This window comes from Sphingomonas molluscorum, from assembly GCF_039522995.1.
Lineage (GTDB): Bacteria > Pseudomonadota > Alphaproteobacteria > Sphingomonadales > Sphingomonadaceae > Sphingomonas > Sphingomonas molluscorum.
In genome coordinates this window covers 223,532-250,017 of sequence record NZ_BAAAEL010000010.1, presented here as the reverse complement: position 1 = coordinate 250,017, position 26,486 = coordinate 223,532, and the positions used below count along the sequence as shown (strand labels likewise).

14 protein-coding genes are annotated in these 26,486 nt (G+C 67.7%); 6 read left to right on the top strand and 8 right to left on the bottom strand.

The genetic code is table 11. The features are described 5' to 3' along the window. Positions 1–45: 45 nt before the first annotated feature. Positions 46–1,758 carry a catalase gene (locus ABDZ92_RS11535; protein WP_272695163.1) on the bottom strand — a complete coding sequence of 571 codons (1,713 nt, stop codon included), beginning with the start codon at positions 1,756–1,758 and terminating at the stop codon, positions 46–48. Positions 1,759–2,000: 242 nt separating this feature from the next. Here ABDZ92_RS11535 and ABDZ92_RS11530 point away from each other — a divergent pair, with 242 nt between their 5' ends. Then, the gene (locus tag ABDZ92_RS11530) at positions 2,001–2,981 is read left to right on the top strand and encodes a L,D-transpeptidase (RefSeq protein WP_241211722.1); all 981 of its coding nucleotides are present in this window, start codon (positions 2,001–2,003) and stop codon (positions 2,979–2,981) included. Between the two features lie 62 nt (positions 2,982–3,043). Here the strand turns inward: ABDZ92_RS11530 and ABDZ92_RS11525 are convergent, their stop codons facing one another. After that, the gene (locus ABDZ92_RS11525; protein WP_241211723.1) at positions 3,044–5,224 is read right to left on the bottom strand and encodes a putative bifunctional diguanylate cyclase/phosphodiesterase; all 2,181 of its coding nucleotides are present in this window, start codon (positions 5,222–5,224) and stop codon (positions 3,044–3,046) included. Between the two features lie 263 nt (positions 5,225–5,487). Here ABDZ92_RS11525 and ABDZ92_RS11520 point away from each other — a divergent pair, with 263 nt between their 5' ends. Next, complete coding sequence (locus ABDZ92_RS11520) at positions 5,488–7,818, top strand: TonB-dependent receptor (RefSeq protein ID WP_125959366.1); 2,331 nt, start codon at positions 5,488–5,490, stop codon at positions 7,816–7,818. Here ABDZ92_RS11520 and ABDZ92_RS11515 read toward each other — a convergent pair. The 3 genes from ABDZ92_RS11515 to ABDZ92_RS11505 are packed head-to-tail and all read right to left on the bottom strand — an operon-like array spanning position 7,815 to position 12,186. After that, positions 7,815–8,936, bottom strand: coding sequence for an endo-1,4-beta-xylanase (locus ABDZ92_RS11515; protein ID WP_125959367.1), 1,122 nt, complete (start codon positions 8,934–8,936; stop codon positions 7,815–7,817). The genes ABDZ92_RS11520 and ABDZ92_RS11515 overlap by 4 nt on opposite strands. 23 nt (positions 8,937–8,959) lie before the next feature. Further along, positions 8,960–10,540, bottom strand: coding sequence for an MGH1-like glycoside hydrolase domain-containing protein (locus tag ABDZ92_RS11510; RefSeq protein ID WP_343762908.1), 1,581 nt, complete (start codon positions 10,538–10,540; stop codon positions 8,960–8,962). 8 nt (positions 10,541–10,548) lie between these two features. Beyond that, positions 10,549–12,186 carry a glycoside hydrolase family 43 protein gene (locus tag ABDZ92_RS11505; protein ID WP_125959369.1) on the bottom strand — a complete coding sequence of 546 codons (1,638 nt, stop codon included), beginning with the start codon at positions 12,184–12,186 and terminating at the stop codon, positions 10,549–10,551. Positions 12,187–12,495: 309 nt separating this feature from the next. On the opposite strand from ABDZ92_RS11505, the gene ABDZ92_RS11500 reads away from it, so the two are divergent. Continuing rightward, on the top strand, positions 12,496–15,591 hold the full coding sequence (locus ABDZ92_RS11500; protein ID WP_125959370.1) for a TonB-dependent receptor domain-containing protein: 3,096 nt from the start codon (positions 12,496–12,498) through the stop codon (positions 15,589–15,591). 49 nt (positions 15,592–15,640) lie between these two features. Continuing rightward, positions 15,641–17,212 (top strand): rhamnogalacturonidase, encoded by a 1,572-nt coding sequence (locus ABDZ92_RS11495; RefSeq protein ID WP_125959371.1) that lies wholly within the window; start codon positions 15,641–15,643, stop codon positions 17,210–17,212. Positions 17,213–17,248: 36 nt separating this feature from the next. On the opposite strand, the gene ABDZ92_RS11490 is transcribed toward ABDZ92_RS11495, so the two are convergent. Further along, the gene (locus tag ABDZ92_RS11490; protein ID WP_125959372.1) at positions 17,249–19,642 is read right to left on the bottom strand and encodes a TonB-dependent receptor; all 2,394 of its coding nucleotides are present in this window, start codon (positions 19,640–19,642) and stop codon (positions 17,249–17,251) included. 172 nt (positions 19,643–19,814) lie between these two features. On the opposite strand from ABDZ92_RS11490, the gene ABDZ92_RS11485 reads away from it, so the two are divergent. Further along, positions 19,815–21,461, top strand: coding sequence for an alkaline phosphatase D family protein (locus ABDZ92_RS11485; RefSeq protein ID WP_125959373.1), 1,647 nt, complete (start codon positions 19,815–19,817; stop codon positions 21,459–21,461). Between the two features lie 43 nt (positions 21,462–21,504). On the opposite strand, the gene ABDZ92_RS11480 is transcribed toward ABDZ92_RS11485, so the two are convergent. Together ABDZ92_RS11480 and ABDZ92_RS11475 are read right to left on the bottom strand one after the other, a co-directional pair. Then, positions 21,505–24,504: a glycosyl hydrolase family 28-related protein gene (locus tag ABDZ92_RS11480; RefSeq protein ID WP_272695164.1), complete on the bottom strand. Its 3,000-nt coding sequence runs from the start codon at positions 24,502–24,504 to the stop codon at positions 21,505–21,507. A gap of 93 nt (positions 24,505–24,597) precedes the next feature. Continuing rightward, positions 24,598–24,864 (bottom strand): helix-turn-helix domain-containing protein, encoded by a 267-nt coding sequence (locus tag ABDZ92_RS11475; protein WP_239555229.1) that lies wholly within the window; start codon positions 24,862–24,864, stop codon positions 24,598–24,600. Positions 24,865–25,137: 273 nt separating this feature from the next. On the opposite strand from ABDZ92_RS11475, the gene ABDZ92_RS11470 reads away from it, so the two are divergent. Continuing rightward, positions 25,138–26,484 (top strand): GntP family permease, encoded by a 1,347-nt coding sequence (locus tag ABDZ92_RS11470; protein ID WP_125959375.1) that lies wholly within the window; start codon positions 25,138–25,140, stop codon positions 26,482–26,484. Positions 26,485–26,486: the final 2 nt, after the last annotated feature.

Here is a 26,486-nt window from a genome sequence, read left to right as displayed (position 1 = left end):
CCCGGCACGAGGAGGGGGGGACGAGCGCCGGGGCCCTCGGGGCGATTAGTTCGCCCCGAACTGCTCAGGATAAGCGGCGCGATATTCGCTCGCCGCCTTCACGACTTCCGACAGGGGCACGTTCACCGCCTTGGCGACGCGCGTCCCATAGTCCTTGTCGGCCTGGTAGAAGTAGCTGAGCATCATGGTCTTCACCCGCATGGAGGTGACCTGGCCCAGGTCCCCCGCAAGGTTCTTGACCAAGTCCGCCTTGTCCTGCGGCTTCAGCGACCGGTAGAAGATGCCCGCCTGCTCGAAGTTGTTGGTCTTCTCGATCGGCTTGGAGTCCACGACGCCGGAGACTTCATAGGTCGAGTTGCGGAACTCGGCCGCCGTCGTCTTGGGCGCCGTGTCGGCCGGGAAATAGTTCACGTCCGACGAGCGCTGGGTAGCGTTCAGCTGCCCGTCCTGGTTGTTGTTCACCACGGCAACGCGCGGCCGGTTCACCGGAAGCGTCATGACGTTGGCGCCCACGCGATAGCGCTGGGTATCGGCATAGGAGAACAGCCGGCCCTGGAGCATGCGGTCGGGCGACGGTTCGATGCCGGGCACCATGTTCGACGGGGCGAACGCCGACTGCTCCGTCCATTCGAAGAAGTTGTCCGGGACCTTGTTGAGGGTCATCTCGCCGATCTTCTTGAACGGCACGCCCAGCCATTCCTTGGTGTCGTCGAACGGATTGTAGTTGAGTGACGCGAATTGGTCGGCGGACATGGTCTGCACCATCAGGTCCCAGCTCGGGTGGTTCCCCGCGGAGATCTGGCCATAAAGGTCGTCGGTCAGGAAGTTGAAGTTTGCCTTTGCGACCTGCTCGCCGTTCAGGTTCTTGACGCCCTGGCGGCTGATCCAGCGGAACTTTGCGAAGATCGTCTTGCCCTCGGCGTTCACCAGCTTGAACGCATGGACGCCGTTGCCGTCCATGGTGCGGTAGGACGCCGGCGTGCCCAGGTTGGTCCACACTTGGGTGATCATGTTGGTCGCCTCGGGCGTCTTCGAGAAGAAGTCGAACAGGCGGTTCGGATCCTGCTTGTTGGTGACGGGCGAGGGCTTGAGCGAGTGGATCATGTCCGGGAACTGGATCGCGTCCCGGATGAAGAAGATCGGCAGGTTGTTGCCGACGAGGTCCCAATTGCCCTGGTCGGTGTAGAACTTGGTGGCGAAGCCGTGCGGATCGCGCATCGTCTCCGGGCTGCCCGCGCCGTGGATCACGGTCGAGAAGCGGACGAACACCGGCGTTTCCTTGCCCGGCACGAACAGCGAGGCCCTAGTGATGTCGGAGATGTCGGCGGTGGCACGGAAAACGCCCTGCGCACCCGTGCCGCGGGCATGGACGACGCGCTCCGGCACGCGCTCCCGGTCGAACCGGGCCAGCTTCTCGATCAGGTGCGCGTCTTCCAGCAGCACCGGCCCCATGTCGCCCACTGCCTTGGAATGGCGGTTCTCGCCGATGGGCGCGCCATTGTCGCGAGTGAACTGGGGTGCGCTGGCCGCAGCGCCATTCCCCCCGGCCTGAACGGTGCCTGCAACGCCCGGCTGCGACAGCACGGGCCGCTCGGGAACGGTCGGCGCGGCGGCGGTCTGCATGCGGCTTGCAGCCTGAGTCGAGGCGGGGTCCGCGACCTGGTGTGCCTGTGCAAGCACGGGCCCGACGAGCGAGAGATTGATGCACGCAGCCAAGAGCCCGGCGCGCGAGGTAGTGAAAGCCATCATGTCGTCCATGTTGTCGGGTTAGGTGATGTCGGCGGTCGCTGGCATCACAGCGGTGCGGCCCCTTGGCCCGGCCGGGCGGTGGACCGCCAACGAGCAATGCCGATCACTGTGAGCGAGGAATTTGTCGGAGCATTGGTGCGCGGGCGGAATCCGAAAGCGATGCCGCTCCCAGCCTCTCGCGCCTGCAACTCGCCGCACTCGGCGTCGCCCCGGCTGGTTCAGCGGCTGCAAGTGCGCGATAGCTACGCGCCATGACCCGCCGTTCCGCTCCTGCCGCCGCCCTGCTTGGCATGCTCGCGTTGCTTGCCGGCGATCCAGCCGTCGCCCAGCAGCCGGGCCCGCCCGGCTTGAGCGTCGTCGACGCGGTGCAGAAGCTGAAGCCCGGCGGCTATCTGTGGGCGCCGCAGATCGCGCCCGACGGGCCGATGATGATCGTGGTGAGCCTTCGCCTGCAGCGCGCCTATGTCTATCGCAACGGCGTGATGATCGGCGTTTCCACCATCTCTTCCGGCGCCAAGGGACACGAGACGCCGACGGGCGTCTTCACCGTCCTTCAGAAGGACATCGACCATAAGTCGAATCTGTACAACGGCGCGCCCATGCCGTTCATGCAGCGCCTGACCTGGGACGGGATCGCCATGCATGCCGGCAACCTGCCCGGCTACCCGGCCTCGCACGGCTGCATCCGGCTGCCGCTCGCCTTTGCGCGGCTGCTCTACGGCGCCACCAGCAAGGGCATGACGGTGGTGATCACTCAGGATGCGCCGGTACCCCGCGTGGCTCCGACCCCGCAGCTGCTGAAGGCGGGCAAGACCACCCGCTCTCCGTCCGGGGATGCCGGCTTCTGGCAGCCGGAGCGGGCAGTCTCCGGCCCCGTTTCGATCATCGTCAGCGCGGCAGACCGGCGGGTGGTGGTGCTGCGCAACGGCGTGGAGATCGGGGCAGCCCCCGTCACCCTGCGCGGCGCCATTCCTCGCCCTGCGGCCTATGTCGCCAGCAGCGTCGATGCCGCCGGGGCGCACTGGACCAAGGTCGCGCTTCCCTGGGACGGCAAGGCGGCGAACTCCCCCGTCGCGGAGGACAAGGACCGCATCAGCGTCGATCCGCGCTTCCGGGATCGCCTGTTGCCGCTGCTGGTCGCGGGCACCACCGTCGTGGTGACGCCCGACAGCCTCAGCAGCGGCAGCACGGGCGCGCCGATCACGCTTATGACAGACACCGGCGAGCCCTGACCGCCGGCCATGGCGAAGTCCCCGATCCAGGGAACGAGCAGGGCTCTGGGAGCCAGCTCCGCTCAGTTGGCGTCGGCGAGCGCGGACGAGTGCCCGCCGACGCGGAACACGGCGTCCATGGCCGTCGCGGGCATCGGCCGGCTGAGCAGGTAGCCCTGGAGCGAATTGCAGCCGATCTCGGACAGGAAGAAGCGCTGCTCGGCAGTCTCCACGCCTTCCGCCGTCACCTTCAGGCCGCTCGCCTTAGCCAGATCGATGATCGCCTGGATGATCGGACTGCCGTCCTCCGTGCTGCCGATGCCGCTCACGAACGACCGGTCGATCTTGATGCGATCGACGTCGAAGTTGCGCAGATGGGTGAAGGAGGAATAGCCGGTCCCGAAATCGTCTAGTGCGACCTTCACCCCGCGTGCGCGCAGCGCCGTGAGATTGGGTTGGCAGGTGGCTGCATTCTCGATGAAGCTGGTCTCGGTGATCTCCACTTCCAGCCGGGCGGGGTCCAGGCCCGTTCGCCTCAGGATCTCCAGCACCCGCTCGGCGAAGTGCGCGTTGCGCAGTTGAACCGCCGAAACATTCACCGAAATCGTGCCGATCGGCCAGTTCACCGCTGCGCGACAGGCCTGCTCGAGCACCCATTCCCCGAGTTGCTCGATGAGCCCGGCCTCCTCGGCGATCGGCACGAAGATGGTCGGCGAGATGACGCCCTTTTCCGGATGCCGCCACCGAACGAGCGCCTCCGCGCCGGTGATGACCCCGCTCTGTGCCGAATAGAGCGGCTGGTAATAGACCTCCAGACCGGTGCCGGTCTCCAAAGCGGTGCGGAGTCCCGTCTCGATCTCCTTCCGCCGCCGCAGGCTGGCGTCCATCCCTTCGGCGAAAAAGGTGTAGCGTCCCTTGCCCGCGCTTTTCGCCTCGTAGAGCGCGATGTCCGCCTTGCGCGCGAGTTCGGTCCGCTCGCCCGCGTCGGCGGGCCCCATGGCGATGCCGATGCTGACGCCGACCCGCGCCTGGGTGCCGGCGATGTCGATCGGGCGGCTGATCTCCTCGACGATCCGCATGCACAGGATCTCGGCCCCGGCCGGGCCTTCGATGTCGCACTGGATGATCGCGAATTCGTCGCCGCCCACGCGCGCGACCAGGTCCGTCGAGCGGACCAGCGCGGCCAGCCGAGTCCCCACCTGCCGAATGAGTTCGTCGCCGGCAGGGTGGCCGAGGGTGTCGTTGACGTTCTTGAACCCGTCCAGGTCGAGGTACAGAAGCGCGAGCGAGGTGGATGCGGCGCGCGCGTGGGCGAGCTGATGCGCGAGGCGATCGTCGAACAGCGCGCGGTTCGCGAGCCCCGTCAGCGAATCGTGGAAGGCGAGATGCTGCGCCTGCGCCTCGCTCGCCTCCAGCCGCAGCGTGCCCTGTCGCACATGGCGCAGCAAAATGGTCACGATCGCGAAGATGAGGAGAAGCGATGCGCCCATCACGGGGGCCACGCGCTCCACCAGCAGCGAACCCGGCTGGAACGGTTGCCAGACGACGTAGCCGAGCAACTGGTTCGCGGAGGAGCGCAGCGGCACCGCCCCCTCTGCCTGGGCGGCGAGCGGCCGCTGCGCAAAGTCCGCGCCCTGCACCCGGTACCGCTCGGAAAGCTCCCGCGTGAACCCCGTGTCGAGATACCGCACCGCGATGTGCAGGAACTCGGTACCGGCAGCCTGGGGAATGGTGCCGGTGTCCGAGGTGATCGGCTTTACGCTGACGATGGCAGGATGGCCGCTGACGATGGCGAGGTCGATCGTTCCCGGCGTCAGCGCCGACGGCCCCACATCTTCCGGGGAGGGCTGGCGCAGCTTGCGGCGCAGCTCCGCGACGAGCGGAGCGGCGATGCGCGCGATGTCTTGATGGTAGGCGGAGGCAGAAAGGCGGCGCCCGGCGCGCATCGCATAGAGTGGCTCGTCCTTGGGGTTCAGGACGAAGGCTTCGTCATGCCCGTAATAGGTGCGCATCCACACGCCGAGGTTGGTATCTAGCCACACCGGGTCCTGACGAAAGGCCCGCACGTGCCGGACCGCGTCGTCCCAGACGGTGACGCCCTCCTGGTCGTGCGCGATCCGCGCGATGCTCTGCGCAAGCACGGTCGAGATCACGCCATGTTCGCGCTGGAAGGCGAGCCGGTCGGCCTGACGCGCGGAGAACAGGACCAGCGCGGCGATCAGCACCGCCATCGCCGCGACCGTGGCGAGGGCAGGTGCAACCACTTGGGCGAGGAACCGCCTGCGGCCCGCGCGCCCGGCTGAGTTCTGTGCCGGCTCCATGGTTCAAGGGGTAGGGAGTGGCAGTTAAGGAGGTCTTGCCGCCAAGCCTTGCCACCCCCGACTCCTCAAGAAAAAATCTCCGGTGTCCTAAGGAGTTGCGCTACCCGGCACTTTCTCCCTGTGCGGGTCGTAGCGCCGCAATTCGAAGACCCGCGGCCCATCTTCCGTTAACGTCGAAATCATCAATCTGCTGGATAGCCGCGGGCATGATCCCGATCTCTTGCCGTGCGCGCCTCATGTCCTGCGCCGCCCCGGCCTTCATTCTCTTGGCAACGCCTGCAGCGGCCGCTCCCGTGCAGGAGCCCGGCCCTGCGGCCGAACCGCAGGCGGAGGCGCACGAAGTCATCGTCACCGCGCAGCGCCGTCCGGAGCGTATCCAGAACACGCCCGTCGCGATCACCGCGCTCGACGAACAGGCGATCGTCCAGCGCAAGCTCAGCGACATCAAGGACGTGGTGACCTACACCCCCGGCTTCTCCGGCAACTCCGAAGACAGCTTCATCGATACGCTGGCGATTCGCGGCATCGTCTCGAACGACTATGGGATCGGCGGCGATCCCTCGATCGGCATCTTCAAGGACGGCGTCTATCAGGGGCGGACCGGAAGCGCGGTCACCTCCTTGTTCGACATCGAGCGCGCGGAGGCCCTGCGCGGGCCGCAGGGCTTCCTGTTCGGGCGCAACGCCATTTCCGGCGCGATCAACATCGTCACCAACAAGCCCGACACGGAGCGAGTCCGGGGGCACGTCTATCTCGGCTATGGCGAGGTGGATCGCGTGGAGGCGGAGGCTGCGGTCAACCTGCCGCTGACCGAGCATTGGGCGCTGCGCGTCGCCGGATATCACACTGCCTCCGACGGGTGGGTGGACAATGTGTTCACGCCCGGTCGCGACGATCGGCTGATGGGTGAGAACCGCACTGCGGCGCGCGCCTCGCTGCTCTATACGGTGGGTCCGCTGCGCGTGATCGCCATGGGCGAGTATGAGCGGCGGCGGCTGGATGGCACGCCCTATCGCGCTTCCAACGACGATCGCGAGGTGCTGGACGCGATCGACGACGCGCTTGGCATCGATCTCGTGGTCGGCGGTGGTCCTCGCGATGTGGATACGGAGCTAACGGACCCCCGCGACGACGGTGAGATCTACGGAGGCACGCTTCAGGCCGACCTGGATCTGGACTTCGCCACGCTGAGTTCCATCACCGCCTATCGCCGCCACCGCTTCTTCTATTCCGAGGATTATGACGGGACGCCGCTTCGCATCGGCAACTACAGCCAGCGCCAGCGCGGCACCTATGCAAGCCAGGAGGTCCGCCTCGTTTCTCCGGGCACGGGTCGGTTCACCTGGTCGGCCGGGCTGTCCGGCTATCGCGAGACGGTGCGGGCCCGCTTCACCGAGCAGGCGGACGAGACGGCCGTCTGCCTGGCCGGCTACGGCTACTCCAGTTGCGAGGAACTGACCCAGGACCTCTATGGCACGCCCTATGTTGCCGCGCCGGACGGTATCCTGGTCGACGTGAACGAGGCGCGGACGGTGAACACCGGCCTCTCCGCCTATGGCGACCTCAACTATCGCGTCCTCCCCAAGCTGAACGTCGGCCTGGGACTGCGCTACACCTGGGACCACAAGAAGTTCGGGCTGAACATCCTCCCGAGCGACACCACGCTCGGCAACATCTGGACGTTCGCCTATTACACCAACGGCTTCGTGACCGATGGCAGGTCCTGGCAGGGTACGACGCCGCGGCTCTACGTGCGCTATGAGATCCAGCCCCGGCTGAACGTCTACGCGAGCATCACGCGGGGCTATAAATCGGGCGGGTTCGGCTCCTTCACGGTGGCAGCGCCCGGACCGATCGAGGACTACAGCCTCGTCCCCGACAGCACCAAGCCCGACGCCTTTGCGCCCGAGACGATCTGGAGCGAGGAGCTGGGGGTGAAGGGCGACCTTCTCGGCGGGCGGCTGCGGTTCGACCTCACCGGCTTCCTCTACAACTACCGCAATCTGCAGAGCGTCTTTTTCGACACCGAAACGCGCACGCAGCGGGTCCTGAACGTCGGGCGGGTGCAGGGATATGGTGCCGAGTTCGCGACGACCCTTCGCCCCAGCCGCTTCTTCGATCTGACGGGGACGCTCACCTATACGCATACGCAGAAGCGCGGCGACCGCGATTGCACGCTGCGCGACTGCGGCGGCCTTCCGAACCCCAGCTGGGCGTCGAGCGGTGTCGGCACCTTCCATTATCCCCTCGCCTCCGGTGAAGCCTATCTCGCGGGCGAGTGGGTCTACGAAGGGCGCGGGCGCCAAAGCTTCGACTGGCGCGGCATCACCCGCCGCCACGGCTATACCGCGGTGAACCTACGCCTCGGCTATCGCTCGGACGCCGGGTGGGAAGCCGTCGCCTATGTCGAGAACCTGTTCGACGCGCTCTACTATCACGGCGCGGAGAACGGTGGCGACCTGACCCCCGCTACGGTGTGGGGCGTAGCGCAGCCGCGCAACGTCGGCCTGAACCTGCGGTGGCGCTTCGGCGACTAGCGCTTGCGAGGATGCGCCTCGAACGCCGCCGCCAGGGCATCGCGCATCGGCTTGGGGCGAAACTCGGCGTCGAACGGCAGCGGGCGCTTGGGCAGCGCATCGGGTCGCGGACGAAAGTCGTTGAGCCAGCTGTATCGGTCCGACAGCCCCCAGCACATGACCGTGCGGCACTGCGGATAGGAGAGCATGAGGTCCAGGTACGCGCGCGTATGTGCCGCGACCTCGGCATCCCGCTTGGCGATATCGCTGGGAAGCGGGTTGTCGTGCACGTCCATCTCCGTGATCAGCAGCCGGAAGCCCATGGCCGTGACCTCGTCGAGGAACTTGCGCCACGCCGTCTCGTCCAGCGCGCCGAGGCCGGTCGGCGAGTCCGAATATTTGCTGCCCAGGTGGCTCTGCACCCCGAGCGCGTCCACCGGCACGTTGCGCTTGCGGAAGCCCTCCAGCAGCTTCAGCACCGCGTTTCGATGCACTGCCTCGTCGCTGCGCCAGCCCATATAGTCGTTGTAGACCAGCTCAGCCGAGGGCGCCGCCGCCCGCGCGCTGTGAAAGGCGAGATCCAGCGTCTGCTGTGCGCCGCCCATGGCCTTCGACAACGCCGTCTCGCGCAGCATGCCGGTGTCGGAGTCGATCGCCTCGTTGACAACGTCGAAGCTGTCGATGACGCGGGCATAGCGCCCGGCCACCCTGGTCACATGCTCCTGGAGCAGCCGCTCGGCCGCGCGTGCGGGCTGCGCACCGAAGTCGTGTTCGGTGACCCATTTCGGCGTCCAGCGCTCCGAATGCCACAGCAGCGTATGCCCGCGTACGCCCAGGCCGTTGCTGGTTGCCCAGCCGATCAGCGCGTCCGCAGGGCCGAAGTCGAACGTCGTGGCGTTGGGCCGGGTGATGCTCCACTTGAGCTCGTTCTCCGGCACGATCAGCGCACACTCGCGGGCATTGAGCGCGCGATAGGCGGCGTCGGCGAAATTGCCCTTGCCGATCGTGCTGCCGAACCGGATGCCGCTGGCGGCGGCGATTGCGCCCAGACCGTCACCGCGGGGCGCGGCTTGGAGTGGCAGCACGAGCGCGCCGGCGGCCCCTGCGGCTCCGGCAAGAAATTGGCGGCGATCGAACATGGGCTTTCTCCGGTTTCCGGGGCTCAGCCCTGGTCGAGGGGGATGCGGCGATTGGGGTGGACTGTCAGCGTGCGGGGCAGTCGCCCGGCGAGGCGGAGCGTGACCCGCTGCGGCTTGGGCTCAATCCCGAGCAGCGCGCGCGGGGTGCCGTCCGTAGCGGTGATCAGCCGCACGGCACCGCCCTCGATCCGGCCGAGCAGCTTGCCCGACAGGGTGAGGCTCGCCCCCCTGCCGTCATAGGCCATCGCCGCCGTCCGACCGGCGTCCGTCGGCAGGGACAGCTGCGTTCCGACCGCGGCGGGGTGCCCGGGGCGCACGTTCCAGTGGAGCGCGTCGGGCTCCTCCACAACGCCCACCAGGCGCCAGCTATAGTCCACCATCACCAATGCGCAGGGTGAATAGCGTGGCTGGTCCTCGCCATGGGTGAAGGCGCCGGTTTCCGGATCGATCTGCTGGCGGAAGCTCGGGTCCGCCTGGATGGCCTCGCACCAGGCGTTCATCATCTCGGTGAACTCGGCCGTGCGGCCATAATGCTCGATCCAGCGCGGTGCGCGCATGGCGGTGAGCGCCTGCGACGCGCCGCCCCAGCTGTTCGCCGGGATCGGGCGCACGAACGTCGGATCGTCCATCGCGATCGACGCCATCGGGTAGCGCGTCCAGAACGCCTGCCGGTTGCCCAGCTGCCGGGCCCACAGGGTGTCGAAGGTCTTCTGGTCGACGACATGCTCCCCGCAGACGCGGCTGAGAATGTCGGAGCGCACGCGCACGAACTGATTCTGCGCATTCAGGTCGTAGAAGGCGGCATCCTCGGCGACATAGAGCGTGTCCAGGATCCGCCGCCGGATGGCTTCCGCCTGCTCGGCCCAGCGTGCGGCCTCGTCGCGCTTGCCAAGCGCCTCGGCCATCGCCGCCAGCGCCCGGCGGCCGCCGTACACCGTCGCGGACAGGTCCGGACACAGCCGCGGCAGGGAGGCGATCGGATGGTGGGTGCGCGCGTCCTTGTTCGGGCACTGGTTCGGCATGCCCTTCCAACGCGGCGAATTGTCGTGGCCGGTGTCATAGGTGCAGAAGCCCTCGACCAGCCCGGTGCCGCGCGTGTTGCGATGGCGCATCAGCCAGCCGTCCCACGCGCCGCACGCCCGATAGGCCGCCTCCAGCAGCTCGCCGTCCCCAGTCGCCCGCGCCAGGTCCCAGGCGGTGGCGGCGATCGGCACCACCATCTGGATCTGGCCGAAGCCGGTCTCGACGACCTTGTTGTTCGCCGGCAGCTGACCGTCGGCGCGCTGCAGTTCGAAGAAGGTCAGGTGGCTGTTGCGCGCAACGTCGGGGCGGAACTTGCGGTACAGCAGCGCCTCGTGGGGGCCGCACTCCTGCCAGATGCCCTGGTAGACCGATCCCTCGATCAGCACCGGCTTGCTGACGTACGGCATGACCTTCACGTTGCCGGCGAGCACGTCGAGCGCGGCGTCATAGGCGGCCTGCCAGCGCGTGTTCGTGGTCGAGAAGCGCGGCACGCCTGCTGCCCCGCCCTGCTGGGCACGGGCAAAGGCGGGCATAGCCAGCGTGGCAGCGGCGCTGCCCGCAAGGAACGATCTGCGATCCAAGGACGACCTCATGGGTTGAGCTCCGGATGGTCGACTCGGAACCAGTCGACGTCGATGTGGCCGCTCGGGCCCCGCTGGTTGAAGGTGAACAGCGCCGGGCGCGATCCCTTCCACCAGGAGAAGCGGGCGAGCGGAATGGCCTCGCCGACCGGCGTGAAGCCGTCCGTGCCGAGGCTGTAGCTGTAGCGCACGGTCTGGTCGCTGCCGACCTCCGCCCGCAGCTCGATGGTGTCGGCGCTCAGCCGCGGCCCGGCCTGTTCCTCGCCTTCGCGGGCCAGGGTCAGGTGGGTTTCACCCCGCTCGCGCACCGCACCGATCCAGCTCGGACGCACGCCGAACAGGGTGAGACCGGCACGCTGGCCATCCGCCATGTGGGACAGGTCGATCCGCGCGGTGATGCGGCTCTCCGGCCCCTGCAACACCTGGGTCAGCGTGTTGCGCGCCGTCACCAGATGCTGCGCCTCCCCCGCCTCCAGTCGCAGCCAGCCCGGACGCGCCGACAGGCTCCAGCGCTTGTCATCCGGATTGTGGTTCCACGCCCATTGCAGGCCAAGCCTCGGCGCGCTGAACTCGTCGGAGTCCTGCAGCCGTTCCCGCGTGGGCGCATGGCCGGTCTTGGGCCAGGGCGGCGTCATGATCGGCTCGCCCGAGGTCTTGCCCGCGATTGGCCGCCCCATCACCGGCCAATCGTCCACCCAGCCCACCGGCTGGAGGTGGACGATGCGGCCGAACGCGCCGGTGCTGTTGAAATGGGCGAACCATCCCTCGCCCGATGGCGTCTCGATCCAGCCGCCCTGATGTGGTCCTTCCAGCGGGGTCGAGCCCTGCTCCAGCACCACGCGCCACTCATAGGGCCCGCGAATGTTGCGGGCGCGCAGCGCGACCTGCTGTCCCTTCTCAACCCCGCCGATGGGCGCAAAGATATAGTACCAGCCGTTGCGCTTGTAGAACTTCGGCCCTTCCAGGATCGGCAGGTTCGCCTTGTCCTCGACGATCACCTCGCCCTTGTCGAGCACGCGAGTCCCGTCCGCGCTCATGCGGTGGAGGATCAGCGGACCGGCGCCATGCCGCGAATGGACCAGCCAGGCGGTGCCGTCTTCGTCCCAGAAGGGGCACGGGTCCTCCAGCATCCGCTCGTCGATGACCTTGACCGGCTTGCTCCACGGACCAGCCGGGTCGCCGGCGGTCGCCATGAACACGCCTTCGTCGATCGTCGCCCAATAGACGTAGAACCGGCCGTTGTGATGCCGGATCGACGGCGCCCACACGCCGCCTGCGTAGCGCGTGCCCCCCACCGGCTTTGAGATCTTGTCGGTGAGGCTGTGCGGTCCCGGCATGTCATATTCGGGCGCGAACGGCAGGCGCGGCAACACGCTGCCGATGATCGTCCAGTGCACCAGGTCATAGGACCGCAGGATCGGGATGCCGGGCGAGAAGTGGAAGCTCGACGACACCATGTAGTAGGCGGTGCCCACCCGGATGATGTCCGGATCGGAATAGTCGGCGAACAGGATCGGGTTGCGGAACGTGGCGGGTGCGGTGGCCGGCTGCTCCGCAAAGACTGATGGCGCACCGCCGCACAAGATCAACGCAAGCAGTGCCGCCCCGGTGCGTACAGACCTCCGCCGTCCCAAGCCTTGAACCATCAACCCCTCCTCATCCCAAACAGCGAGAGCGTTACCACGCTTCTTGTTGCTGCATCTGCGTTGTTCGCGTGGCGACTTGGTGCCGCTTTCCAGACGTAGAACATAGCATTGACGTGTTCAACAAGTGGAACTACGTTTCAACATATCTCGCGAGACGTTAGCGCTATCGCTTACGACTTGGCAGCAGACGGGCCCACCGTCGCGCCGCGGGGCGACAGGCCGATCAACGGGTCGGCAGCAAAGGGAGGATGTTTGATGGGCACTCGGGCTCTAGTTCGCGCGCACCTGCTGGCCGGCTCAGCGGTACTGATGGCCGGAGTGTTGCCCGGCGGCCCGGCGTTCGCTCAGGCGGTGCCCGTCCAGGCCACGGAGCAGACGGCGCCTGCCCCCATCGGCTCCAACGGCACTGCCCAGACCAGCACCGTCGCCGATCCCAACGGCCAGGCGGGCAGCCAGGTCAATGGGGAGGGTGAGCCCGGCGCCGACGTCGTCGTCACCGGATCCCGCATCGCCCGCACCGGCTTCGACGCGCCGACCCCCGTCAACGTCGTCGACGCGCAGGAGGTGAAGCTTTCGGGCAACGTCAACATCGAACGCACCCTCCAGCAAATCCCGCAGACGGTCGCCTCGCAGCTGGGCGGTGCCACGTCGAACACCGTTCCCGGTGGCTATGCCGACGTCAATCTTCGCGGCTTCGGCTCGACCCGAAACCTGGTGCTGGTGAACGGCCGGCGCTTCGCGATCTTCGGGCCGGAACAGGTCGTCGATCTCAACACCATCCCCTCGACGTTGATCGCCCGGACCGAGATCGTCACTGGCGGTTCGTCCGCGGTCTATGGCTCGGACGCGATCACGGGCGTGGTGAACTTCATCATGCGCACCGATTTCGAGGGCGTGGAAGCGCGCGCGCAGCTCAACCTGGCGGGGCCGACGAGCACGCCCACCTATAATTATGATCTCACGGTCGGCGGCAACTTCGCCGAAGGGCGCGGGAACGCCGTGATCTCGATGAACTATCTCGACCGCGGCTCCATCACCCGCGGCCAGCGGGGTAGCTTCGCCTATCTGTCGCTCGCCGATCGGTGCGTCGTGCCCGGATCGGGGAGCGCGAGCGGCCCGGGAACGCCGTTCACGCCTGCCGGAGGACTTGGCTGCGTCGCCGGCGGCGGCGAGCTCGGCTTCGTCGCCAGCGGATCGGGCGACATCCCCAACGGCCGCTTCTCCGGCATTCCGGCTTTCGGTGGCACCAACGCCGCGCTGAACGCCGCCTATGCCGCAGCCGGCCTGAGCGGCCTCGGTGGCCGCGGCTTCACCTTCAACGACGAAGGCTCCTCGGCCCGGCCGGCGCTTACCCCGCAGGACGACTTCAACCTCGGTCCGGACAACTACCTCATCCAGCCGCAGAAGCGCTGGATGATCAACAGCTTCGCGCACTATGACTTCACCGACTCGATCACCGGCTACATGGAGCTCCACTACTCGCACAACGAGGTGGATGCCCGGCTCGCGCCGACCAACGTCGGCTCGCCGACGCTGTTCAACGCCGACAACCCCTATCTCACGCCCGCGTTGCAGGAGGTCTTCCGGCAGCTCGACCTCGCCGAGACCGGACCCACGACCGTCACCAGCGGCACCGCCACCCGGATCAACAACCCGGGCGATGGCCTTGCGCTCGTCACTGCCGGCCGCCGTTACGTCGAGGTCGGCGCGCGGGCCGCGACCGAGCGGCGCAACGTCTATCGCGGCGCCTGGGGCCTGCGCGGCGATCTCGGGAACGCGTCCGAGAACTTCCTGACGGACCTGAAGTGGGACGCCTACTACACCTACTCGCGCAGCGAGAACACGCTGCAGCTGCGCAACGCCCTGTCGCGCAGCCGGCTTCAGGAGTCGCTGCTTTCGGAAGGCGGCGCGGCTCCCTTGTGCAACATCTTCGGCGCGAACGTCAGCGCGGAATGCGCAAGCGCGATCCGCATCAACGCGACCAACACCACCGTCGCCACCCAGCAGGTCGCGCAAGCAAGCCTCACCGGCAACCTCGTCAACCTGCCTGCCGGCGGGGCGGGCTTCTCGGGCGGCTTCGAATGGCGCAAGGTGAGCGCGACCTTCTCGCCCGACTCCTTCCTCGCGTCCGGGGACGTCGCCGGCTTCAATCCGGGCCTCCCCACCCAGGGCTCGGTGTCGGTGAAGGAGGCTTTCGGCGAAGTCCGCATCCCGCTGATCCACAACACGCCGCTGATCGAGCAGCTCGCGTTCAACGGCGCGTTCCGCTACTCCGACTACAGCCTGAAGGGCGTCGGCGGGCAGTGGACCTATTCGGCCGGCCTGGACTGGCGCGTATCCCGGGACCTGACCCTGCGCGGCCAGTATCAGCGCGCGATCCGCGCACCCAACGTGGGCGAGCTCTACGGCGGCATCAATCGCGTCGTCGGCGCAGCGACCGATCCCTGCTCGAGCCGCGCGCCGGTGTCGCAGCAGACCGACGCGGTTCGCGCGGTGTGCATCGCGACCGGCGTGCCAGCGGCCGCCGTCTTCTCGCCCGAGGTGCAGCCGAACGCGATCATCCCCGCGGACTTCGGCGGCAACCCCAACCTCGATGCCGAAAAGTCCAACACCTACACGGCAGGCGCCGTCATCACGCCGCGCTTCGCGCCCGGCCTGTACCTGAGCGTCGACTATTTCAACATCGACCTGAAGGGGGCGGTCGCTGCACTCGGCGGCGGGCTGCAGAACACCTTCAACCTCTGCTATCTGACGCTGCAGGACGCAAACAGCGAATATTGTCGCGCACTCAACCGCGATCCCCGCACGGGCGAGATCAACGATCCCTACGTCGCCCGCATCCTGAACGCGAATACGGGCGCGCTCCAGACCGAGGGCATCGACTTCGCCGGCCGCTATCGCTTCGACATCGGATCGGGCGATACCTCGGTCGAGCTCAGCTCCACCTTCACCTATCTGCTCGACTTCACCTCGACGCCGGTGGCAGCCTTCCCGGACATCAAGAACAAGTGCGTCGGCGCATATGGTCCCACCTGCGGGCAGCCGCTGCCGGAATGGCGCGGCACCACGCGGGCGACGCTCAACATCGGCGATTTCTCGGCGAGCGTTCGCCATCGCTACATCGGCCCGGTCACCACCGACCGCTACATCGTGCCGCTGCGCCAGAATGCGGAGACCGCCCCGCCGATCACCAACTTCGCCTATCCGCGCCTCGCCGCGCAGAACTATGTCGACGTCTCGTTCAGCCTGGGCGTGACCGATAAGGTGGAGTTCTTCGGCGGCGTCAACAACGTACTCAACAACAAGCCCCCGATCACCACCCAGGGGCCGAGCGCCAACACCTTCTCGGCCACCTACGACGTGCTCGGGCCGGAGTTCTTCCTCGGCGCGACCGCGAAGTTCTGACCTGGCGGGGTGGGCCAGCCCACCCCCGACCTGCGGAGAAAGAGACAGGATGCTGATCGATCGTCGTGCCGCGCTGCTGGGCGGAGCCGTTGCCGCCGGTGGCCTGCTCCTGTCCCCCGCATGGGCCGCCGGGCAGGTGGCAGGCGACGGCTGGGTCAGCGTGCGCCGCTTCGGGGCGAAGGGCGACGGCCGTGCGCTCGACACCTCCGCCATCAATCGTGCGATCGACCATGCCGCAGCCCGCGGCGGCGGCACCGTCGTGTTCCCCGCCGGCACCTATGCCGCGCATACCATCCGGCTGAAGAGCCGAGTGTCGCTGTACCTGGACCAGGGCGCGACGATCCTCGCCGCCGCCCCCACCGCCACTGCCGGCTATGACGTCGCCGAGCCGCAGGACCCGCGCGCCGTGGGCTTCCAGGATTTCGGCCACAGCCACTGGCGCAACAGCCTGATCTGGGGCGAGGGGCTGCACGACATCGCGATCCTCGGCCCCGGTCTCATCTGGGGCAAGGGGCTCGGCCGCGGCGACGGCAAGGACAATTGGCTCAAGGACCCCTCGGGCCCGGGCACCGGCAACAAGGCCATTGCGCTGAAGAACTGCCGCAACGTCCTGCTGCGCGACTTTAAGGTGCTCGAAGGCGGCTGGTTCGCGCTGCTCGCGACCGGCGTCGACAACATGACGATCGACAATGTCGTCGTGGATACCAACCGCGACGGCTTCGACATCGACTGCTGCCGCAACGTGCGCGTCACCAACTGCACGGTGAACTCGCCCTGGGACGACGGCATCTGCCCCAAGTCGAGCTATGCGCTGGGCGAGCCGCGCATCACCGAGAACCTGACGATCGCCAACTGCTTCGTGACCGGCAACTACCAGGTGGGGTCCGTCATCGACGGCAGCTTCCGCAAGATGCCGGCCGACTTCGCCCCCCAGATCCACGGCCGCATCAAGTTCGGGACCGAGACCAACGGCGGCTTCCGCAACGTCGCGATCAGCAACTGCGTGTTCGAGGACAGCCGCGGCCTCGCGATCGAGACTGTAGACGGCGGTGTGATCGAGGATTTCGCGATCAGCAACATCACCATGCGCGGGATCGTCGACGCGCCCCTGTTCCTGCGCCTGGGCAAGCGGATGCGCGGCCCCGCGGGCCGGCCAATCGGCACGCTCAAGCGGATCATGATCCAGAACGTGACCAGCAGCAACGCGACGCCCCTGCCCTCGGTCTTCGCCGGGCTCGCCGGCCATCCGATCGAGGACGTGTCCCTCTCCGACGTCTACCTCCACCATGTCGGCGGCGCGCCGGCGGCAATGGCGCAGGTGCGCCCGCCCGAAAACGAGCTCGGCTATCCCGAGGCCACCATGTTCGGAGACCTTCCCGCCACCGGCCTGTTCGCGCGCCACCTGCGCAACCTGGAAATGCACCATGTCGAGATCGCGACCGCGGCGCCCGATCCGCGGCCGGCGATCTGGCTGGAGGACGTGGCCGATGCGGACATCACCAATTTGCGCGCGCCGCGAGGCGAAACGTTCGCGCTCACCGACGTCACCGGCTTCCGCAGCACCGGCGCCCGCTGGCTGAAGGACCGGCAGGTCGACGGCCGCATCACCGACCGCTTCTAGCGCGCCGCCGCCCGGGATGGGCGGCGGCGGCAGGGTTCAGAAGCGGGCGCCCAGTTCCACGCCATAGAAGCGTGGCTCGCCTGCGATGTAGGTTGGAATGCCGAAGCCGCCGCCGGTGTTGCCGGCGTCGATCAGATATTGCTCGTCCGTCAGGTTCCGCGCAAAGCCCCCGATGCGATAGCGGCCGTCCGCAGTTTCGATGCCGGCCCGCAGGTTGACCAGCGCATAGCCGTCCTGGCTGATCGCTTCGTTGTTCGGGACCTCGAAATACACCTTCGATCGGTAGGTGACGGTCGGGGTCGCATAGAGCGTCCAGTTGCCGACCGGCACGCGCAGCGATGCACCGCCCGAGGCAGTCGTGTCGGGCTGCAGGCGGAAGCGGTTGCCGGCATAGACGCCGTTCGCCGCATCATCGGCGATGCCGCCGTCGAGGTAGGAGAAGCTGCCGAACAGGGTCAGCACGGGCGAGATCGCCAAGCTGGCTTCCAGCTCGACGCCCAGATTGTCGGCCGATCCAGCGCTTTGCGTCCGGGTGACGCCGTCCTCGCCGGTGACGGAGACCTGGAACCCCTTGTACCGCTGGTAGAAGACGGACGCCGCGCCGGTGAACGGGCCGACCCGGCCCTTGATGCCGCCTTCGTAGTTCCAGACCGTCTCCTCGGGCACCAGCTGGAGGTTCGGCACCACGCCACCGGCGCTGTTGGCAGCGCTCAGCTGCACGACGGGCGAGCGCCGGCCCTTGCTGACGGTGCCATAGAGGTTGAGGCTGTCGTTCAGCCGGAACAGCGCATTGAACCGCGGAAGCAGCGCCGCGAAGCTGCGCTGCGCCGTCAGCTTCGCGCCCTGGGTGTTCGCGGTGCCGATCAGGCTGGTACGAATGCCGAGCGCGGCCAGGATCACGGAGTTGGGCTGGATCGAGCTGTAGCCGGACTTGCGGTCCTCGATCAGCACGCGGGCGCCCGCGGTCAGTTCAAGCCGCGGAGTTGGGATCCAGGTGGCGTCGGCGAACACCGAATAAGTGTCGTTGTTGCCGTAGTTGCTGAACTCCGACGCGTAGGGAAGCTCGCGAAGCGCCCCGCCGGTGACGATCGACGTCACCTGCGTCGCCGGGATGGTACCGTTCGGCAGAACGCAGCCCGTTCCCGTCGGGATACCGATCGCCTGCAACTGCGCGCGGACCGGCGCATAGGCTGCCGCCACCGAGCAGGCGAGATAGGTCCCTTCCTCCGTCGAGAAGGGCACGCGCTGGTAGCCGTTTTCGAAAAAGGCGTTCCAGCCGAAGGCCGCGCGATACTCGGCACCTTCGAACGAGAAGCGGCCCTCATGGCTCCACTGCTCCCCCTTCGCATCCTCGGCGAACTCGAGGTACCAGGCCGGGCCGCCATCGGCGTCGAACACCTCCAGCGCGTCGAAATGGCGGAAGCCGTTGACGGTCGTGAAGCGGATACCGTCCGCCAGGTCGACGTTCACCGTCAGATTGGCGTCATAGACGTTGCGGTCGAGTCCGAGCTTGCGGGCGCCGAGCACCTCCTCGCTATAGGGAGAGCCCGACAGCTCGGCATAGCCATAGTCGCCGGTCTGCCCGCCGGTGGGGGCATGCGCGCGCGACTTGAACGCGGTGCCCGGGTTGCGCTGCCCGTCATAGGTGAGGACCAGGTCCGCGGTGACCGCATCGCTCGGCTGCCAGCGGAGCGATCCGCGGATGCCGCGCTGGTCCTGGCCATTGAGGTCGTCCTGGTCGACCCGGCCCTGGTTCTGGTTCGGAACGTCGGGATCGCCGGCGATGTTGCGGACGTAGCCGCGGCGGTATTTGTAGGCGAAGGCGATCCGCCCCGCCAGCACCTCGTCCCCCGCGTTCACGAAGCCCGAAACCTGGGTACGATCGAAATTGCCATAGGAGCCGGCGAGCTCGCCCGAGAAACCCGGCTCGGGTGCGGCGGGCACGATGCTGATCGCGCCGACCGCAGCCGCGGTGCCGAACAGCGTCGCCTGCGGGCCCTTCACCACCTCGATGCGGGCCAGGTCGTAGAGGTCCTGATAGGCGCCCCGCGAACGGCTGATGTCGACGCCGTTATAGTAGAGCGTGACGCGCGCACCCTGTTGTGCGGAGCCTGAGTCCGAGGTGATGCCGCGGATCACGAAGCCGGGATTGTTGGCGCTCTGCTCCTGCACCTGAAGGCCCGGGATGAACGCTGCCACCTCGTCCAGCTCGGACACGCCGATGTCGGCCATGTGCTGGCCCGACAACGCGCTCACCGTGACGGGCACGTCCTCGATCCGCTGCGCCCGCTTCTGTGCCGTGACGATGACTTCGTTCGCCTCGAACGCCGACCCGTCGCCCTCCGGCTGCGCACTCGCCTGCGCCAGCGCCCCCGACGAGACGCCCGCGCCGAGCGTCGCCAGCACGAGCCCAAAACCAAACTTCCGCATCTTTCTGTTTCCCCCAAACGGCGACGCGGCCCGACTAGGGAGGACAGGTGACAAAGCGGCGGCAGCCGCATGACGCGGCGGTGACGCCCGCTTCCCCAAAGTGTCACGCCTCCGCAACCGAAGTGTCGCGCGCGCTGCTTAGTGGCCGCGGCAGATTTGGGGAGCATTTTCGATGACGATCAACCGCCGCGGCGCCCTGTCCCTGCTGGGGACGGGCCTTGCCCTGACGTTGCCCGCAGGCGCCGGCGCGGCACCGGCCACGGGCCGCTTCGACCATGGGGTCGCGAGCGGCGATCCCGCCGCAGACGGCGCGATCCTGTGGACGCGAGCCACCCCGCCCGCCGGGTCCAACGCCGACGTTCCGCTGCGCTGGCACGTCGCCCCGGCCGCGGACGCAGCGCCGATCGCCTCCGGCGAAGTCGTCGCCCGCGCGGCACGCGATTTTACCGCCAAGGTCGCGGCAAGCGGCCTTTCCGCTGGCACCGAATATTGGTTCTGGTTCACCAGCGGAGACGGCACGCGCTCGCCGGTCGGCCGCTTCCGCACGCTTCCGACGGGCGCCACCGCGGAACTGGTGTTCGCAGTCGTCTCCTGCCAGCTCTACCCGGGCGGGCTCTACAACGCCTATGACGCGATCGCGCGCAGCGACCGGCTCGACGCGGTGCTCCACCTGGGCGACTATATCTATGAATATGGCGCGGAAGGATATGGCGCGGAGATGGGCGCCAAGCTCGGCCGCCTGCCCGAGCCCCGGCACGAGATCCTGACGCTCGCCGATTACCGCCTCCGCCACGCGCAGGTGAAGCGCGACCCCGACATGCAGGCAGCCCACGCCCGCGCCGCGTTTATCTGCGTGTGGGACGATCATGAGGTTGCCAACGACAGCTGGATGCACGGCGCCGAGAACCACGACGCCGGCACCGAGGGCGACTGGGAGAAGCGCAAGGCGGCAGCGATGCAGGCCTATTTCGAATGGATGCCGATCCGCGACCCGCGCCCGGGCGATCCGTGGGACGCGATCAACCGCAGCTTCGAATTCGGTGATCTGGCGACCCTGGCGATGGTCGAGACCCGCCTGCTGGCCCGCGCGCGCCAGGTCGCGGCGAAAGGCGCGGCGCCTACTGCGGCCGACTACGCGCCGATGATGGCGGAGCGTGCGCGCCCCGATCGGGAGTTGCTGGGCCCGCGCCAGCAGCGCTGGCTCGAGGGAACGCTTGCGGCCTCGGTGAAGGCCGGCAAGCCGTGGCAGGTCCTGGGCAATCAGGTGGTGATGGCACGCGTCGCCGGACCCGATCTGGAGCGTCAGCTGGGCGCCGAGCGCTACGCGGCGACGATCGCGAAAATGCCCGCCGCCTATCGCGAGCGGATGGCTGGCGCAGTCGCCTCCTATCGCGCCGGGCTGCCGTTCAACTTCGACAGCTGGGACGGCTATCCGGCCGCGCGCGAGCGGCTGTACGCCAGCTTCCGCCGGGCAGGGTCGCGGCCGATCGTGCTGTCGGGCGACAGCCACGCTGCCTGGGCCAACGACCTCCACGACCAGAAGGGTACGCTTGCCGCCGTCGAGTTCGGCACGACTGCGATCAGCAGCCCTTCCTATGGGTCGCTGCTGCCGGGCATCGGCCGGCTGATCGCGGATGCGAATGAGGAAGTGCAGTTCTGCGACCAGGACAACAAGGGGTTCCTTCGCCTGACGCTCACCCGCGAGGCGGCGGTCGCGGAGTTCGCGACCGTCTCCACCATCGTCGCCAAGCCCTACACGACCGCGGTCGCCGCCCGCTTCCGGGCGACCTCCCGCGGGCCGCTCCAGCGGCTGGCCTGAGCGGACCCGGCGGCGGAAACTATCCGCCGCCGGCACACCGCGATCAGATGCCCGTCGCGTACAGGCTGTGGTGGGTCAGGATGTAGAGCGTCCGCCGGTCGGGCCCGCCCAGCAGCAACTGCAGCGGCCGCTCCGGCACGTCGATCCGCCGCTGCAGGCGCGAGTCAGGGCCGTAGACGAACACCTGCCCGTTCGCGACATAGAGGTTGCCGGCAGCATCCCGGGCCACGCTCTCGCCCCCACGATCCGCCACGATCTTGAGGTCGGTCACCCGGCCGCCCTCGCCCACGCGGCCGCTGTAGGTCCGATTCTCCGATGCGTTGGTGACGACCACCCGGCCGTCCGCATCGGCCGCGACCAGCCCATAGGCATCCAGCGTGTCCGACCAGCGCCACCCGCGATGATCGTCGGGTCCCTGGTTCCACACGCGGAAAGCCGGCAGCACCAGCGATCCGTCCGGGGAGACATATTCCTGCGCCTTCGCCTCCCCCAGCTTGTCGACGAAGAAGTGGGACAGCGGCGGGTAGGCGTAGGTCGCGGGATCGATGCGGTCGGCAAACTCGCCATTCGCCCAGACGTTGACCGGGAGCAGGGTCGAGGCGCCGTTGTGCGCGCGGACTGGCGTCGGTGCGATCACGCGGACATCGGCCGGCTTCTGCGGGTCGATGCTGAACACCGTCCCGTCCCGACCTGCGGAGGAGAGCACCAGCAGGTCGCCGGAACGATCGACCGCCAGGTTGACCGCGTCGAGCGGCGCGTCGGCGACGATCGTCAGCCCCTCGGGCTTGGACCAGCCGTGGATGCGCTGAAAGAAGCGGTCGATGAAGAAGAGCTTGCCGTTGGCATCCACCGCCCCGCCCGCGATTGAGTAGAAGCCGTCGGCGAGCTTCTCCACGCCCGGCGACACCGGCACCCCGGACTGGGTTGCGGCGACCGTGGGCGCGGACGGCAGGTCGAGCCGCGCGAACTCCCGCTCCCGGACCTCCTGTTGCCGGGTCATGTCCTTGATCGCGTTCTCGAACGGGAATTTACTGACGCGGGTGAAGGTGCCGCAGCCTTTCGCGTCGCAGCTCGCAAAGCCGCTCTCGGCGTTCACATGGACGTTGCGGAAGCGGATGTCGCCCGAGTTGTAGAGCTTCACCGCCGCATCCATCGGCTTGATCGACCGCGTCACGCGATAGCCGTGGTAGTTGGCGAACAGGATGTTGCGGGAGTTGTGGAATTCGGTCGAGACCGCGTTGACGCCGTCCTGCACCTCCTGCTCGGTCTGGGGCGCCAGGAACTCCCAGTTCTCGACGTTCTTGAGCACGATCTCGGCACGATAGTGGTGCTCGGCCGACAGCTGGTAGACATGCCCCGGCGTCTTGGTGTCCGAGACGTAGAAGCCGGCCGACGCCAGCGTGTTGGGCGACCAGAGCGCCGCAAAGGTGCCGCCGCCGCCGTCCGTCACCCAGATGCTGGGATATTGCCCATCGAAGCGCGCACGCGGATCGCCGAAGCCGATCGGGCTGCCCTTGGTCAGCACGGTGCCGCCGCCGCCCTGGATCTTGACGTCGTTGACCTCCGACGCCTCGCCCGCGCGCCACAGCAGCGCCGTCGCGCGCGGGTTCACGCCACCGGTCCACAACCCCAGGCCGTGGACGATGGCATTGCCCCCCTTCGCGCTCTGGATCAGCGCCTTGGGTCCGCCGACGCCCATGAACGCCGGCGTCTCGTCCGGCAGGTAGAGGTGGGTGAGGCTCGGGTGGAGCGCGATCAGCACGCTGTCCGGACGCAGCTTCAGCGTGTCGGTGACGCGGTATCGCCCCATCGGCAGATACAGCACGCGGTGGGTGTCGATGGCACGCTGCAACGCCGCGGTGTCGTCGGTCGTATCGTCGCCCTTTACGCCGAGGTCGCGGACGTTGGTCCATTGCGACACGGGCGGCAGCGCGCGGATCTTTGCCGCCGGGCGCGCCGGCGTGCGACCGAGCGGCGCCATCTCGACGTCGGTCGCATAGTCGCCGATCGTGCCCAATCCGGCGAGCTTCAACCCGTAGGAGAAGTCCTTCACCTGGTAGCGGGCCCCCGACCCGGCCACCGTCTTCCCGCTGTCGCGAAAGCGGGCGAACGTCGGCGTGTTGACCGCCACCGCATCGGCGAAGCCGACCTGGGTGAAGACGTTGTTCTCTTCGGAGATCAGCACGCCCGCGTTCGAGACATTCTCGAACCGCACCTGCTTGCCGAACAGCGAGTCCGAATAGCCGCGGTCGATCTCGATCCCGATCGGCGTGTCGCGGATGGCGACGTTCACCAGCGTGAGGTCGACCTCATGCTCGCGGATCGCGGCGTCGCGCTGGCCCTGGAATTCGGAATCGATCAGCGTGAACTGCCAGGCAGGCGAGGTCTTTTCCGACATGATGCCATAGCGGCCGCCGTAGAAGCGGAGGTTCTCGAACTCGTTGCCCGCCTGATAGACGCCCGCGAGCCCGGAGCCGATGTGGAAGTCGACGTGGCGCAGATAGCCGTGCTGCGCGACGCGGAAACGCACGGCAACCGCGCCGGCATTGCCCGCGCCGATGCGGAAATCCACGTTGGAAAGCGCCGAATAGAAGGTGCTCGACGTGGCATCGAAGATGCTGGGGTCGAACGGCACGCTGGTGCGCGGCGGCACCGGCGCCTTGCCGACACGATATTGATCCTCGCCCGTGAAGGCCACCATTGCTGCAACGCCCGAGCCGAAGCCGCCGGTGTTGTCCCCAAGGATGATCTCGGGACGAGTCGGGCCGACGCCGAACACCCGCACGGCGGACTTCACGAAGATGGTGCGGCTGATGCGGTACCGGCCGGAGGGAAGGAAGACCACGCCGCCGTGACCGCCTTCCGCAGCGGCATCGATCGCCTGCTGGATCGCCGCACTATCGTCTGCGCGTCCGTCGCCGACGCCCCGGACGGTGATCGCACGCGGGTCGTCGGGAGCCTGGAGGTAGACCGATGATGACTTTGCCAGAACCGGGGCGGGCAGCATCAATGCCGCCGCGCCGAGCAGCCAGGTCGCCTTCATCCATCATCTCCCTCTGTTCTGGTATCGTTATCATTTTCGCACCGACGGAAGCGCCGAATGCAGCCGGGTTCCGGCCCGTGCGTAGCGGTGATCTCAGGAAAGGTGGTGGGCCAGCGCCTGTGCGGCGATCGCCACCTGGGTACGGTTGCGCACGTTCAGCTTGCGCATCAATGCGGTCATGTGCGCCTTCACTGTCGCCTCGGCGATGCCAAGGTCGAAGGCGATCTGCTTGTTGAGCAGCCCTGAGTGGACACCGCGCAGAACCTTGATCTGCGTAGGTGTCAGTTGCGCCAGACCGAACTCGGCCGCGTGGCTCGCGAGCGGTTCGGATCGGCGAGTCTGTTGGGCGGTCCCTCCCATCGACATCCTCCTCCTGGTCGGCTTCTTTGGCCTTGTCCGACCGGACGCGCGGTCCAGGCGGCCTCTTGGTCCAGCGCTCCACTCTCGTGGATTCGGTTGGACAGGTTTTGAGTATGATCCCTCTATTTGGGCCTGATCAAGCCTTTTTCATTGCTGATCCGCAAAAACCTGTCCTACAGCTATGGGCGGAAGGCAAAATGCCGCCAGACCCTTGGGAGGGATGTCGATGGCCGAAGCGCTGGTTTCTCGCGCGTATTTCCACGGGCTCGCAGGATGACCGGCGAAGACCTTCGCCTGATCGGCGCGGCGCTGGGCGGCATTCTGCTCGCGGTGCTGATGATCGTGCGCGGCCGCCTCCACCCCTTCATTGGTCTGCTCTGCGGCGCGTTCACCGTCGGTCTGCTCGCAGGCCTTCCCCTGCCGGAAACCGCCAAGGCGGTGCAGAAGGGCGTCGGCGACATCATCGGCGGCACCGGCCTGGTCGTGGCGCTCGGCCTGTCGCTCGGCGCGATGCTGCATTTGTCGGGCGCCGCCGCCACGCTGGCGAAGGGGGCGCTACAACTCACGGGCGCCCGAGCCGCGCCCTGGGCTACTCTGGGCATCGCGATCGTCATCGGCCTGCCGCTGTTCTTCGAGACGGGCCTGGTGCTGTTGCTGCCGATCGTGGTCGCGGCAGCCGAAACGATGGCGGGCGACGATCCTGCCGAACGGGATGCGGCCAAGCTGCGCCTCATCATGCCGGCGCTCGCAGGCCTGGGCGTCGTCCACGCGCTGGTGCCCCCGCATCCCGGTCCGCTGCTGGCCGTCGAAGCGCTGGGCGCCGACCTCGGCCGCACGATGCTCTACGGCATCGTGATCGCGATCCCGACGGCCATCGTGGCAGGGCCGATGCTGGCAAAGGTCACCGCACGCGGCGTGCGGCTGGAGGCGCCGGTTCTTACCGATCACCGGCTGGACATCGCGACACCCGGGCGCGGGAGCGCACTGCTCATCGTGCTTCTTCCCGTCGTTCTGATCGCCGCGGGCGAGATCGGGCAGATGCTGCCCGGGCTGCGCGGCAACACGGCGCTTGCCGCCGCGAGCAACCCGGTCGTGGCGTTGCTGGTCGCCAACCTGCTCGCGCTGCCGCTGCTGTTCGGAAGGCGCCTCCGCGAGGCGGCGATCCAGGACGCGGTCTGGTTCGAAACCATGGGTGCTGCCGGTGCGATCCTGCTCGCGATCGGTGCGGGCGGCGCGCTCAAGCAGGTGCTGGTGACGGCCGGTCTGTCGGACCTGCTCGCGCGGGTCGTGCTGATGTATGCCATTTCGCCGCTGCTGCTCGGCTGGCTGATCGCGGTCGGCATCCGCCTGGCCGCCGGCTCGGCGACCGTGGCGACGATCACTGCGGTGGGCATCATGCCGGGTGTGGTCGCCGGTTCCGGCGTCTCGCCCGAGCTGGTGGTGCTGGCGGTGGGCGCCGGATCGGTGTTCTTCAGCCATGTGAACGATCCGGGCTTCTGGCTGGTCAAGAGCTATGTCGGCACCAGCACCGCCGACACGTTCCGCACCTGGTCGCTGCTCGAAACGGCCATTTCGGTGGTCGGCCTCGTGCTGGTCCTGGCGCTCAGCTATGTCGTCTGACC

Coding starts and splice junctions, on each gene's coding strand:
- ABDZ92_RS11535 (WP_272695163.1), bottom strand. CDS start 1,758: ATGGACGACATGATGGCTTTCACTACCTCGCGCGCCGGGCTCTTGGCT.
- ABDZ92_RS11530 (WP_241211722.1), top strand. CDS start 2,001: ATGACCCGCCGTTCCGCTCCTGCCGCCGCCCTGCTTGGCATGCTCGCG.
- ABDZ92_RS11520 (WP_125959366.1), top strand. CDS start 5,488: ATGATCCCGATCTCTTGCCGTGCGCGCCTCATGTCCTGCGCCGCCCCG.
- ABDZ92_RS11515 (WP_125959367.1), bottom strand. CDS start 8,936: ATGTTCGATCGCCGCCAATTTCTTGCCGGAGCCGCAGGGGCCGCCGGC.
- ABDZ92_RS11505 (WP_125959369.1), bottom strand. CDS start 12,186: ATGGTTCAAGGCTTGGGACGGCGGAGGTCTGTACGCACCGGGGCGGCA.
- ABDZ92_RS11500 (WP_125959370.1), top strand. CDS start 12,496: ATGGCCGGAGTGTTGCCCGGCGGCCCGGCGTTCGCTCAGGCGGTGCCC.
- ABDZ92_RS11495 (WP_125959371.1), top strand. CDS start 15,641: ATGCTGATCGATCGTCGTGCCGCGCTGCTGGGCGGAGCCGTTGCCGCC.
- ABDZ92_RS11490 (WP_125959372.1), bottom strand. CDS start 19,642: ATGCGGAAGTTTGGTTTTGGGCTCGTGCTGGCGACGCTCGGCGCGGGC.
- ABDZ92_RS11485 (WP_125959373.1), top strand. CDS start 19,815: ATGACGATCAACCGCCGCGGCGCCCTGTCCCTGCTGGGGACGGGCCTT.
- ABDZ92_RS11480 (WP_272695164.1), bottom strand. CDS start 24,504: ATGAAGGCGACCTGGCTGCTCGGCGCGGCGGCATTGATGCTGCCCGCC.
- ABDZ92_RS11475 (WP_239555229.1), bottom strand. CDS start 24,864: ATGGGAGGGACCGCCCAACAGACTCGCCGATCCGAACCGCTCGCGAGC.
- ABDZ92_RS11470 (WP_125959375.1), top strand. CDS start 25,138: ATGACCGGCGAAGACCTTCGCCTGATCGGCGCGGCGCTGGGCGGCATT.